General features: G+C 65.4%; 9 protein-coding genes and 3 pseudogenes. 5 read left to right on the forward strand and 7 right to left on the reverse strand.

All coding sequences use genetic code 11. The annotated features are described in order from the left end of the window. Positions 1-163: pseudogene (locus VH569_RS19740) on the reverse strand (IS6 family transposase); the annotation flags it as partial. Positions 164-226: 63 nt separating this feature from the next. Between VH569_RS19740 and VH569_RS19745 the strand changes: the two are divergent. The 3 genes and pseudogenes from VH569_RS19745 (at position 227) to VH569_RS19755 (ending at position 3454) form a co-directional block, all read left to right on the forward strand. Beyond that, positions 227-1441 carry a calcium-binding protein gene (locus tag VH569_RS19745; protein WP_423317213.1) on the forward strand — a complete coding sequence of 405 codons (1215 nt, stop codon included), beginning with the start codon at positions 227-229 and terminating at the stop codon, positions 1439-1441. 898 nt (positions 1442-2339) lie between these two features. Continuing rightward, positions 2340-3002: pseudogene (gene cas5c, locus VH569_RS19750) on the forward strand (type I-C CRISPR-associated protein Cas5c). Further along, positions 2999-3454, forward strand: a complete 456-nt coding sequence (locus VH569_RS19755; protein ID WP_423317214.1) for a type I-C CRISPR-associated protein Cas8c/Csd1 — start codon at positions 2999-3001, stop codon at positions 3452-3454. Before cas5c ends, VH569_RS19755 begins: the two are co-directional and overlap by 4 nt. A gap of 132 nt (positions 3455-3586) precedes the next feature. Here VH569_RS19755 and istB read toward each other — a convergent pair whose 3' ends face one another. Continuing rightward, a complete protein-coding gene (istB, locus tag VH569_RS19760; protein ID WP_423317216.1) occupies positions 3587-4318 on the reverse strand; it encodes an IS21-like element helper ATPase IstB in 732 nt (243 codons plus the stop codon). A 5-nt stretch (positions 4319-4323) separates the two neighbouring features. Then, positions 4324-5813: pseudogene (gene istA, locus VH569_RS19765) on the reverse strand (IS21 family transposase); the annotation flags it as partial. 366 nt (positions 5814-6179) lie between these two features. Between istA and VH569_RS19770 the strand changes: the two are divergent. Further along, the gene (locus tag VH569_RS19770; protein ID WP_423317218.1) at positions 6180-6629 is read left to right on the forward strand and encodes a hypothetical protein; all 450 of its coding nucleotides are present in this window, start codon (positions 6180-6182) and stop codon (positions 6627-6629) included. A gap of 116 nt (positions 6630-6745) precedes the next feature. On the opposite strand, the gene VH569_RS19775 is transcribed toward VH569_RS19770, so the two are convergent. The 4 genes from VH569_RS19775 to VH569_RS19790 form a co-directional block, all read right to left on the reverse strand. Then, entirely contained in the window at positions 6746-7507 is a 762-nt protein-coding gene (locus VH569_RS19775) for an ABC transporter permease (RefSeq protein ID WP_423317220.1), read from the reverse strand. Beyond that, complete coding sequence (locus VH569_RS19780; RefSeq protein ID WP_423317221.1) at positions 7504-8403, reverse strand: ABC transporter ATP-binding protein; 900 nt, start codon at positions 8401-8403, stop codon at positions 7504-7506. The genes VH569_RS19775 and VH569_RS19780 overlap by 4 nt, the downstream gene beginning before the upstream one ends. 113 nt (positions 8404-8516) lie before the next feature. Further along, positions 8517-10157: a sensor histidine kinase gene (locus VH569_RS19785; RefSeq protein ID WP_423317223.1), complete on the reverse strand. Its 1641-nt coding sequence runs from the start codon at positions 10155-10157 to the stop codon at positions 8517-8519. After that, positions 10154-10846: a response regulator gene (locus VH569_RS19790; protein WP_423317224.1), complete on the reverse strand. Its 693-nt coding sequence runs from the start codon at positions 10844-10846 to the stop codon at positions 10154-10156. The genes VH569_RS19785 and VH569_RS19790 overlap by 4 nt, the downstream gene beginning before the upstream one ends. A gap of 137 nt (positions 10847-10983) precedes the next feature. On the opposite strand from VH569_RS19790, the gene creD reads away from it, so the two are divergent. Next, positions 10984-12360 (forward strand): cell envelope integrity protein CreD, encoded by a 1377-nt coding sequence (gene creD, locus VH569_RS19795; RefSeq protein ID WP_423317226.1) that lies wholly within the window; start codon positions 10984-10986, stop codon positions 12358-12360. Positions 12361-12436 lie beyond the last annotated feature (76 nt).

Consider the following 12436-nt stretch of genomic DNA (forward strand, 5'->3'; position numbering starts at 1 on the left):
ACTTCCGCACCGTCTCGTGGCTCACGGTGATGCCGCGGGCCGCCAGCATCTCTTCGACCATGCGCAGGCTCAAGGGGAAGCGGAAGTACAGCCACACCGCCGTCGCGATGACCTCGGCGGGAAAGCGGTAGCCGGCGTAGCGGCGATCACGGGGCGTCGTCATGACGACCCTATACCCATACCTTTTCCGCCATGCCACCGTCGACTTGACGGTGCCATCGACACGGTGCAAAGCTCGATCAGCCACACCCTGCTGGCCGATTTCGAGAACCTAACCCTGACCGGCTCGGCCGCCCTCACCGGCACCGGCACCGGCACCGCGGCCAACAACCTGCTGATCGGCAACAGCGGCGCGAATCTGCTGACCGGGCTGGAGGGCGATGACACGCTGAATGGCGGTAGCGGGCCCGATACCCTGGTCGGCGGCACCGGCAACGACCTCTACGTCGTCGATAGCGCGGGTGACGTAGTGGTCGAGCTGGAGGGCGAGGGCACCGACACGGTGAACGCCTCGGTCAGCTGGACCCTGGGCGCCAATGTCGAGAACCTGACACTGACCGGCTCTGCCGCCATCAATGCCAGCGGCAACGCGCTCGACAACCTGCTGACCGGCGGCCTCGGCAACGACACGCTCAGCGGCGGCGATGGGGCCGACACCCTGGATGGAGGAGCGGGAAGCAACCTGCTGATTGGCGGGGCCGGCAACGACGTCTATCTCGTCGGCGGCTTTGGCGATCAGGTGGTCGAGCTGGCCGGCGAGGGCATCGACGAGGTGCGGACCGCCCTGACCGGCTACATCCTGACCGAGGGGGTGGAAGCCCTGACCTATACCGGCATGGCGGCGTTCGCCGGCACCGGCAATGTGCTGGACAACCTGATCGCGGGTGGTGCGGGCGCCAACACGCTGGATGGCGGGTTCGGTGCCGACACCCTGATCGGCGGGCTCGGCGATGATGTCTATGTGGTCGACAGCGTCGGCGACACGGTGATCGAAGGCGCCGACGCTGGCATCGACGAGGTTCGCACCACCCTGTCGGCCTTCACGCTGGCCGACAACGTGGAGCGGCTGGTGCTCCAGGGCGGCGGCGACGCCAGTGGCATCGGCAACGGGCTGGACAACTGGCTGGTGGGGAATGCCGGGAATGACACGCTCGACGGCGGCGCCGGCAACGACACGCTTCTGGGCGGTTTGGGCAACGACGTGCTGACCGGCGGCAGCGGCGCCGATCTGTTCGCGTTCGTCTCGGGGGACAGCCAGGACACGATCACCGACTTCGACGCGGCGCAGGGCGACCGGATCGGTCTGGCGGCCGGCCAGAGCTACAGCGTGGACACCAACGGCAACGGCGACGCGGTGATCGTCTACGGTACCAGCGACATCGTCACCCTGGCCGGCATCCAGCCCGCTGCGGTGTCGAGCGCCTGGTTCGTGACGCTCTGAACCGGCAGGGGGGAGGTTCCGGCCTCCCCCGCTTGTTGGCTCAGGCCCCAACTCCTGCCGGTTGTCCGTCAAAGAGTGATAAAGCGAACATTCTGATCTGGAAATATCAGAATGTCGCGGAGGTGAGAGACAAATGCCTGAAGCGGCAAGCTCGCCATCAATCAGAAATGTGGGAGTATGCAGCTGAAATACTCTAATTGACCATACTGGTTTCCGACGGTTTTGGCGTCACTGAACTTACGATTGGTCATTGCGTCAAAGACGACGATAAGGTCATTGCCTGCGCTAGAATCATTCTGGAATGAAATGGCAAAGTTCTGATACGCTAATCAATGATTTTGTGCCTTTACAGCCGTCAACGCTCGGGACAGAACTCGCGCTCTGGGTGTATAAAAACACTCACAAAATATACAGCCTGCCATCGTTGTTTCCAAGTTTTCACTGAACTAATTTATGGTTCCAAAACGGCCTCCAGAGACTATTTTATGGTTCCAGCGTTGCGTTTTATGGTTCCAGATTTCGCCGATTCCCCAATGAAATCAAAGGGCCGGAATTGCATTTTATGGTTCCTTCCAGACAACATTCTGTTCCTGAATTTCAGTCGTCCAGTTTTGGCTCACCTATGTTTCAAGGGCCGTAGAAGAAAATTGAACTGCATTTGAATATCACCATAATAAATTTGAATCAATAAAAGTTTCACTGAGAGAAAGTCCACCAAAATTCCGTGATCTTAATTACTATATTCCCATCAAAAAATCTGTAAGTTAGAATAATCTGGACCCAGTATGCCAAATTCTGGTGATAATTCCCATAAGTCTATCACTGATGACCAGTTTGTTGCGGAGAAAAATCAACTATCCTTCCGATAAGTGCTTTTTGCGAGAGGCTGCTATGGGATGTGACGCGCACATTGCGTGTCTCTGGTGCTCGGGCCTGCTTTTTATGCGCTGAGTTCAAGACTGAGCGTTTCTCCTATCCGGTCATCACGCCATCTGCAGCGCGCGGAATTTTTGAGGCTGTTTATTGGCGTCCCAGACTGCTTTGGGTCATCGACCAAATTCATGTGCTCAAACCGATTCGCTTTCAGTCGCTGACAGGCAACGAGATCGGTGACCGCGTCTCGGCTATTTCCGTACGCCATGCAAAGCAGAGCGGTGATATTCAAAGTTTGCCGTAGAACGCCGCGGACATCCGGCAGCGCCGTGCCACGACTTTCTTGGTTGACGTCGATTATTTGATTTCCGCTCGCCTTCGTCTGACGGATGATGCGCCAAGCAGTGACAGGCTGGATGAACCCCTTACCATCTTTCGTTGCCGGGCCCGGCGCGGCCAGTATTTCCGCTCGCCTTATCTTGGCACCCGCGAATTTCCGGCCGACGTTGTGCTGTGGGAAGAGCGGGTGCCTGAGCATCAGTTGCCCGATGACCAGCGCGACCGTGATCTCGGCCCGATGCTGCTCGACATCGACTACGCCAACAATCACGCCGCCCGGTTTTTCCACGCTATTCTGCGCGACGGCGTCATCAGCGTTCCGCCCTTTGTCGCGGCGGTACGGCCATGACGGTCCTCGCCTCTCTCACCTCCCATTACGGTCGGCTGGAACGTCGCTGCGATGTCCCCTCCTTCGGTTTCACGCGTGAGCGCATTGCCTTCGGGCTGGTGCTGTCGGCAGACGGTGAGCCCGTCGCCTGTGACGACCTCCGCCTTTCCACTGACGGACGGAACCGCGGCGGCGGGCAGGCGATGACGGTCCCACGCTCCTTCACGCGATCCGGCATCAAGCTCCGGCCCTTCTTCCTCTGGGACAACAGTCACTTCGTTCTCGGGCTCGGCAGCCCGCCGAAGGGCACGGAACCATCCGCTCACCCTGCCCGTACCGAGGCCTTCCGTGATTGGCACGAGCGGCTGCTGGATGGCACCGAGGATCCTGGCCTCCTGGCGGTCTTGCGCTTTCTGCGTGTCAATCGGCTTGAGATAGGGACCCTGGATCGGCACGGAAAAGGGACCCCCTGATCTGGCGAGGACTTGTCGTCCAGGTAGTCCATGGAGGGGACCCGCGCGTGCCGCGCAGTGCCCTCATCTGCGACGGAGCGGCACGCGTGGGGAGGCGCTGTGGATCCACCTGGGCGACATCGGGGGGGGAAGTCAGGCGCGGTTCTTGAAGCGCCAGCTTTCGTTGCCGGTCTTGAGGATCTCGCAGTGGTGGGTGAGGCGATCGAGCAAGGCGGTGGTCATCTTGGCGTCACCGAAGACCGACGGCCATTCCCCGAACGCCAGGTTGGTGGTGACGATCACGGAACTGCGCTCGTAAAGCCTGCTGATCAGGTGGAACAGCAACTGGCCGCCGGATTGGGCAAACGGGAGGTAGCCGAGTTCGTCGAGAACGATGAAATCCATGCGTGCGAGGTGGTCGGCCAAACGGCCCTGCCGGCCAGCCCGGGTTTCGGCTTCCAGGCGGTTGACGAGGTCGACCACGTTGAAGAAGCGCGCCCGGGAGCCGGCCCGGATGCAGGCCCGGGTGATCGCTACGGCGAGATGGGTCTTGCCGGTCCCGGTGCCGCCGACCAGGACGACGTTACGCTGCTGGGCGAGAAAAGCGCCGCCGGCGAGATCGCGCACCAGGGTTTCGTTGACCGGCGTATCGTCGAAGACGAAATCGTCGATGTCCCTGGCGAGCGGCAGCTTGGCGATGGTGATCTGGTACTTGATCGAGCGCGCCTGTTTTTCGGAGATTTCGGCAGCAAGCAGGTCGCCGACCACCCGTTGCGGCTCGTGCTGGCGCTTGACGGCGGTGGCGATGAGTTCGTCGTAGGCGGCCTTCATGCCGTAGAGCTTGAGTTCGCTCATGGTGGCCAGGATCTCGGAACGCTCCATCATAGGGGTCTCCTCAGGCTGTCGTAGCGGGCGCAATCGGCGGCCGGCTCGTGCCGGAGCCGCAGGACGTCGGAGGTCATGATCGTGATCGGCGCCGCCGGTTCCCGGCGCCGGGCCAGGATGTTGAGAATGACGGCAGCGGAATGGACGCCCTCGCGCAAGGCCTCGGCGCAGGCCGCCTCGACGGCCGGCAGCCCGTCGCTCAGCACGGCGCCGAGAATGTCCACCATCTGCCGGTCGCCGTCCTCGACGGCGGCGAGCTTGCGCTGAACGCGCTCCAGACCGGCCGGCAGGACCCAATCCTTGAACGGTGCCCCATTGCGCAAGGCCCCCGGTTTGCGCGCCAGGACCGGAACATAGTGCCAGGGATCGAACACCGTTCTGTCGCGCCCGAAGCACCGGGCGTGTTCACCGACAATTCGTCCATCCTGGCGCAGTTCGATCCGCTCGGCATAGGCGCGGATTTCCACCGGACGCCCCACCGCGCCGGCCGCGACCGAATACTTGTTGTTGTCGAAGCGCACCAGACAGGTCTTGGAAACCGAGGCTGGCACGGCATGGAAGCCGTCGAACCGTCCGGCATAGGGAACAAGGCTCGGCCGTTCTGCCTCGAACATCTCCCAGACCGTCCGCTCCCGTATTTCGGGATGGCGATGCGCCTTGGCGTGGGCGACGCAGCGGTCCAGGAGCAAGCCGTTGAGTTCCTCGTAGCTCTTCACCCGCAGCCGGGGAGTGAAGAAGCGCTCGCGGACCAAGCCGACCTGGTTCTCGACCTGTCCCTTTTCCCAGCCCGACGCCGGGGTGCAGGCGACCGGATCGACCAGATAGTGGCTGCACATCTGCAGGAAGCGCCGGTTGTAGACACGCTCCTTGCCGGCGAAGATCGTGTCGACCGCCGTCTTCATGTTGTCGTAGATGCCCCGCGTACAGGCTCCCTTGAAGAAGGCAAAGGCCCGGTCGTGGGCGTCGAACACCATCTCCTGGCTTTCGCGCGGATAGGCCCGCACGAACAGCATCCGGCTGTGGCACAGGCGGACATGGGCCACCTTCACCGTGACTGTCGTTCCGTTGATCAGGACGACCTCATGGCTCCAATCGAACTGGTAGGCCTCGCCTGGCGCAAAGCTCAACGGCACGTAGGTCTGGGCGACGGAGGGGCCCTGCTCCTGCCGCCAAACCCGGGCATAACGACGGACAGCGTCGTAGCCGCCTTCATAGCCGCGCGACCGTAACGTTTCGAACAGCCGGACCAGCGTCAGACGCTCCCGTGATGCTTTCCCCTCGTTGGCCAGCAACAGAGCATCCAGTTCTTCACGCCAGGGGCCGATCTTCGGCAAAAGCTGGTTCGTGCGCGTGTAGCGGAACTCCGTGGCCTCCGACCGGACACCTTCCGCACGACCTTCCGGGACAGCCCGAACTCCCGGCAGATCACCTCGATCGGCTTCTGCTGCACGAAGTAGGCACGACGGATCTTCGCGATCGTTTCCACAATCAGCATCCCTCGACAGGCCTCCATGTCCTCCATGGCGGCCAGTGTGGACCAAAAGCTTCGGGGGTCCCGTTTGGATGCCGATCACCCCCTATACGGGGTCCTTATTCCATGCCGATTCACACGCAAGGTCGCCTGAACGAGAACTTTTCAGGGCGGAGCCCGTCAACGCGCACAGTTCTGCACCAACGTCACACGCCATTCAGGAGGAGCTGGAAGACCGGGCAAGGCGCCGATGCTGAGTTCTGGAGCGTGGTGAAAGATGCGGCCGGTTGTGGTCCGGCTCACATCGGCGGCGGGCGGGGTCGGCTAGGGTCATGTCATCGAGACAACCCGCCGGATGCACCGCACCGGCCCCACCCAGGAGACCACATCATGATCCGCACCTCCCTGCTCGCCGGCTTCGCCACCCTGGCCCTGCTCGCCGCCCCCGCCATGGCGCAGAATGTGTCCAACCTGTCGAACACCGCGGCCGGCATCGGCAATGGCGCCACCCAGAGCGTCACGACGATGCAGCGCAGCGGCGGGCTGTTCGGCGGTCCGAACGCGGCGAACGTCTCGAACCTCGCCGCCGGTATCGGCAACACCGCCAGCCAGGGCGTGCTGGTCGGCCAGCGCAGCAGCGGGCTGTTCCCCGGCGGCTCGGCCGCCAACGTGTCGAACACCGCGGCGGGCATCGGCAACTCGGCGATGCAGGGCGTGACGGTGCTCCAGCGCTCCGGCGGCCGGACGCCTTTCGCCGCCCCGAACCTTGCCAACGTGCAGAACCTCGCCGCCGGCATCGGCAACTCCGCCGGCCAGGGCGCCCTCGTCCGCCAGCGCTGAGCACCGGGTTACGTCTCATTCCTCCCCGACTTTGGCCCATAACCTCGGCCCACGGCCTCGGCCCCGAGCGGTTCACCCGCCGGGGCCTTCTCTTTGCCTGCTTCAGGCAAGGCCGGTCAGTTCTTCAGCTTGTAGCCCGTGCGGAAAATCCACCACACGACGGCAAGGCAGATCGCCAGCAACAGGGCGGTCATGCCGAGGCTCAATGCGACGGGCATATCGGCGGCGCCGTAGAAGCTCCAGCGGAAGCCGCTGACCAGATAGACGACCGGATTGAACAGGGTGACCGTCTGCCAGAACGGCGGCAGCATGTTGATTGAATAGAAGCTCCCGCCCAGGAAAGCGAGCGGCGTCACGATCAGCATCGGCACGATCTGCAGCTTTTCCCAGCCGTCGGCCCAGATGCCCAGAATGAAACCGAGCAGGCTGAAGGTCACCGACGTCAGCACGAGGAAGGCGATCATCCAGACCGGGTGCGCGATGGAAAAATCCACGAACAGCCGCGCCGTCAGCAGGATCAGCGTTCCAAGGATGAGGGACTTGGTCGCCGCCGCGCCGACATAGCCGATCACCGTCTCGAAGGCGGAGACGGGGGCCGACAGCAGCTCGTAGATCGTGCCGGAATAGCGTGGCATGTAGATGCCGAAGGATGCGTTCGATACGCTTTCCGTCAGCACCGACATCATGACGAGGCCGGGGACGAGGAACGCGCCGTAGCTGACGCCCTCGATCGATGCGAAACGCCCGCCGATTGCCGCCCCGAAGACGACGAAATACAGCGAGGTGGAGATCACCGGGCCGGCGATGCTCTGCGCCAGCGTGCGCCAGGTGCGGGCCAGCTCGAAGAGATAGATGGCCTTGATCGCATGAAGGTTCATGCCCGCTCCCTCACCAGATTGACGAAGATCTCCTCCAGGGAGCTCTCTTCGGTGCGCAGGTTCGTGTAGGTGATGCCGTGGTCGCCCAGCTTGCGGAGAAGCCCGGCGATGCCGGTGCGCTCCTGCTGCGTGTCGAAGCTGTAGACCAGTTCCCGCCCGCCCTCCGACAGGGTCAGGGGATAGTCGGCGAGTTCGGCCGGGATGGCGTTCAAGGGGCTCTGCAATTGCAGGGTCAGCTGCCGCTTCCCCAGCTTCTGCATCAACGCGGCCTTTTCCTCCACCAGGACGATCCGGCCGCCGGAGATCACGCCGATGCTGTCGGCCATCTCCTCCGCCTCCTCGATATAGTGGGTGGTCAGGATGATGGTGACGCCGCTGTCGCGCAGGCGCCCGATCATCTCCCACATGCCGCGGCGAAGCTCCACATCCACGCCGGCGGTCGGCTCGTCCAGGAACAGGATGCGCGGCTCGTGCGACAGCGCCTTGGCGATCAGCACGCGCCGCTTCATGCCGCCGGACAGCGCCATGACCTTGGTGTCCTTCTTGTCCCACAGGGACAAATCCTTCAGGATCCTCTCGATCACCGCGGGGTTGGGCGGCTTGCCGAACAGGCCCCGGCTGAAGCTGACGGTCGCCCGGACGCTCTCGAACGACTCGGTCGTCAGTTCCTGGGGGACCAGACCGATCAGGGACCGCGCGGCGCGCCAGTCGCGCCGGATGTCGTGGCCGTCCACCGTCACGCTGCCCGATGTCGCCCGGACGATGCCGCAGACGATGCTGATCAGCGTCGTCTTGCCGGCACCGTTCGGACCGAGCAGCGCCAGGATCTCGCCGCGGCGGATGTCGAGATCGACTCCTTTCAGGGCCTGGAAGCCGGATGCGTAGGTCTTCGTCAACCCACGAATCTCAATTATAGGATGCATATCTTTCCTCGGCTTGGGGCCAATTCCCGGCTGCGGACGCCACCAGGGCGGGGCCACCATAGCGCCGTGCGGCGCCCGGCGGAATTTTACCTGAGTGGTAGGACCCGGCGCAGGGCGACCTCGAACAGGGCGCCGCGTTCCGACGGCAGCAGGGCGATGCGTCCGCCATGCGCATCCACCAGCCCCCGCGCGATGGTGAGGCCAAGACCGGTGCCGCTGCGGTCGCGCGCGGTGGTGAAGAAGGGGACGAAGACGCGGTCGGCGTTCGCCGGCGAGATGCCCGGCCCGTCGTCGGCGACCCGCAGGATCGCCCGCCCGCCCTCGGCCCGCAGGGTGACGGTCACCCGCGCATCCGCGCCGGCATGGTGCCTCGCATTCTCGATCAGGTTCGCCAGAACGCTTTCCAGCGACTCCTGACCCATGGCGACCGGCAGCGACGCCGGCAGGGACGTATCCGCGCCATGGCGCTCGGCCAGACGGGCGGCGACCGGAACGGCGTCGGTCACCGCATCGTCGGTCACGGTCATCACGTCGGCACGGGCCAACTCCAGCAAGCGGCGGACGAGGCGGGACAGCCGCCCGGCCTCGGCGTCCATGTTGGCGAGGAAGCGGTCCCGGTCTTCGGGAGGCATGCTGTCCATATGGTCGCGCAGCAGCTCGACGGTGCCGCGGATGGTGGTCAGCGGAGTCTTGAACTCGTGCGAGACATGGGCGGCGAAGTCGCGGATGTAGTCGGCCCGCTCCTCCAGCGTCCTGGCCATCCGGGTCAGCGCGTCCGACAGTTCGGCGACCTCGCGCACCACCGGGCGGGGCAGCGGGACCATCACGCCCCGTTCGCCGTCCGCCGTGCGCTTCGCCAGCTCCGTGACCGCCCGGAGCGGGCGGGCGATGGCGACCGTCCCCAGCCGCGCCAGCACGCCCACCGACACCAGCAGCAGCACCGCCAGTCCGGCGAGGTGCCAGCGCTTGCCGTAGAGGGTGTCGGCGATGCTGCGCGGCGTGCGCGACACCACCACCACGCCGACGACGCGCCCGTCGTCGAGCACGGGCTGGGCGGTGAAGACCCGCACCGACCGGCTGCGGTCCGGCACGGCCGGGCTGTCCGAACCGGACCGGTAGCCGATTCTCTCTTGGCCGGGGCGGTCATGGCTCGTGCGTTCGCGCAGGACGCTGGCGGCCTCGCCGGTCAGGGCGCGGCGGACCTCGTCCTGCCGTTCCAGGGACAGCCCCATCTCCTCGCCGGTGCTGGCGACGACCACCCCCTGGCGATCGGTGACCCTCATGCCGGCCAGGGTGATGCGCTGCGCGTCGCGCAGGATCGGGCCGAGCGTCGATCCGGCAATGGCGGCGGACGGGTCGCTCGCCGCCGCCGGGACCGGATCGGGGGCGGGGGGAAGGATCGGATCCTCGGCCAGATCGAGGCTGGCGAAGCGGGGCGTCCAGGGCGGATCGAAGCCCGGCGGGCGTGTCCAGGCCGGATCGACCGGAGGGCCGAGGTCCTCCGCACGTCCGCCGGCCCGGCGCCAGGCGTCGCGGTAGAAGGCCGCGACCACTCCGGCCTGGGCGATCAGTTCGGATTCGGTCTGGCGGATCAAGGCGCTTTCGTAGAGACGGAGGATCCACAGGCCGCTCAGCGGCAGGACCAATGCCGCCACCGTCATCACCAGCAGAACGGTCGCAATCGACGGCCGCCGTCCGGACGGCGACCTCCCGAATGGCGATTTCATCGGCAGTCCGACAGCTTGTAGCCCAACCCATGCACGGTCTCGACCGGAGCGCCGCCAACGGCCTGGAATTTGGCCCGGACCCGGCGGATGTGGCTGTCCACCGTGCGGTCGGCGACATAGCGTTCGGTGGCATAGGCGCCGTCCATCAGGGCGTCGCGGCTGAACACCTTTCCCGGCCGGTCGGCGAGGGTGCGCAGAAGACCGAACTCGGTGGCGGTCAGCACCACCTCCGTCTCGTCCCAGAAGGCGCGCACGCCGTCCAGGTCCAGCCGCAGGCGGTTGTGGCGGAGGACCGGGTCCGGCACCTCCTGCACCGTGGGCTCCGGCGGGACCGTCCGCCGCAGCACCGCCTTGACCCGCGCCGTCAGCTCGCGCGGCGAGAAGGGCTTGGTGACGTAATCGTCGCCCCCCAGTTCGAGGCCGAGAATCCGGTCGATCTCGTCGTCGCGCGACGACAGGAAGATGATGGGGACCCGGCTGTCCCGGCGCAGCCGGCGGCAGACCTCGGTACCGTCCATCTCCGGCATGCCGATGTCGAGCAGGATCAGGTCGGGGGAGTCCGCCTGGGCCAGCGCCAGCCCCTGGACGCCGTCCCCGGCCTCGACCACGGCGAAGCCCTCCCGGTTCAGGGCAAAGCGGACGATGTCGCGGATGTGGGGATCGTCGTCGATCAGCAGGATCTTGGTCATGGCAGCGCAAGCCTATCCGATAATCTGCACAAGTTCTGCACAGAGATTCCTTCCCGCCTGCACGGCCGCGTCATCACTGCGGCATGCCGGGACGCCACGCTGTGGGCCTGTTTCCCATCCCCCCGTGGAGTGTCCGAATGACCGTGCCGTCCGACAACCCGGCCGCTTCTTCACTTGGCCCCGCAATAGCGGGAGCCAGCCCCCCACCCGCACGCCGGAACCGCCGGTCCGCGAAGTTCCTGCAGATCGTCCTGCTTCTGGTGGTGACCCTCATCGCCGGGCTGCCGGTCTCCGGCATCATCGGCGAACGCTCGGATAGGCAGGCCGAGATGCAGGAGGAGCTGGCGCGGAGCTGGAGTCCGGAACAGACCGTGCGGACGCCGGTCCTGGCGGTTCCCTATCTCGCCGCCGACGGCAAGACCCGCGGTTACCTGAAGATCGTGCCCGCGACCCTGGCGACGCAGGCGGCCCTGGCGCCCGAGCGCAAGAAGCGCGGCCTGTTCTCCGCGACCGTCTACACCGCGGCGCTGGAGATGACCGGCAGCTTCGCGGTCCCGTCCGCGTCCAGCCTGGAGAAGCTGGTCGGGCGCGGCGGCTCCATCTCCTGGCAGGACAGCGTCTTCCTGCTCCAGCTGTCGGGGCTGGCCGGCATGACGACCGAGGACCGCGTGGTCTGGAACGGAGAGACCATCCCCTGGCGCGGCTGCCACGAGCTGGTCGCCCGCGCCGAGGACTGCTGGGGCGCCGCGCTCGCCGCCCGTCCAACCATCGCGGCTGCCCCCGCGGCAAGTGTGGAAATGAAGTTCCAGGCGACGGTGACGCTGCGCGGCACCGGGGCCTTCCATCAGACCCTGGACGGCCGGCAGGCGACGGCAGCCATCAAGGCGCCATGGCCGACGCCGAGCTTCGTCGGCACCGTGCTGCCGTCCGACCCGACCGTGACCGCCGATGCCTTCGAGGCGCGGTGGACCGTTTCCGACTATTCCAGGCCGCCGCTCCGCTCCGACGCGGCGCTGCTGGACTCCGCCGAAGCCCAGTATCTCCCCTCGGTCGGTGTCGAGCTGCTGGAGGCGGTTCCCACCTACCGCATGATCAACCGCGCCTCGAAATACGCCAGTCTCTTCGTCGTGCTGTCCTTCACGGTCTATGGGCTGTTCGAGCTTCTCTCGAGCGTGCGCATCCACATCGTCCAGTATGGCCTGCTCGGGCTGTCGATGACGCTGTTCTCCCTTCTGCTGGTGTCCTTCGCCGAACCGTTCGGCTATGTCGCCGGCTACTGGATCAGCGCGGCACTCGTCCTGGTCCAGGCGACGGCCTACACCGCGGCGGTCACCCGGCGCGCGAGGTCAACCCTGGTCTTCGCGGCGGCGCTGGCCAGCCTGTTCGCCTTCCTCCACCTCCTCATCGGGCTGGAAAACTACTCCCTGCTGGTGGGGACGATCGCCCTGTTCCTGGTCCTGTCGGCGGTCATGGCCGTCACCCAGCGCGTGGACTGGCAGGGAGATGAGTCGTGAGGGCTTTTGCCCGGTGGGTCGGCGGCCTGCTGGCTCTCGCCAGTGCCAACATCCACGATCCCTACCTGACCCCGGT

The organism is Azospirillum sp. 11R-A, assembly GCF_049472615.1.
In the GTDB taxonomy this organism is placed as follows: Bacteria; Pseudomonadota; Alphaproteobacteria; order Azospirillales; family Azospirillaceae; genus Azospirillum; species Azospirillum palustre.

Coding starts and splice junctions, on each gene's coding strand:
- VH569_RS19755 (WP_423317214.1), top strand. CDS start 2,999: ATGACGGTCCTCGCCTCTCTCACCTCCCATTACGGTCGGCTGGAACGT.
- istB (WP_423317216.1), bottom strand. CDS start 4,318: ATGATGGAGCGTTCCGAGATCCTGGCCACCATGAGCGAACTCAAGCTC.
- VH569_RS19770 (WP_423317218.1), top strand. CDS start 6,180: ATGATCCGCACCTCCCTGCTCGCCGGCTTCGCCACCCTGGCCCTGCTC.
- VH569_RS19775 (WP_423317220.1), bottom strand. CDS start 7,507: ATGAACCTTCATGCGATCAAGGCCATCTATCTCTTCGAGCTGGCCCGC.
- VH569_RS19785 (WP_423317223.1), bottom strand. CDS start 10,157: ATGAAATCGCCATTCGGGAGGTCGCCGTCCGGACGGCGGCCGTCGATT.
- VH569_RS19790 (WP_423317224.1), bottom strand. CDS start 10,846: ATGACCAAGATCCTGCTGATCGACGACGATCCCCACATCCGCGACATC.
- creD (WP_423317226.1), top strand. CDS start 10,984: ATGACCGTGCCGTCCGACAACCCGGCCGCTTCTTCACTTGGCCCCGCA.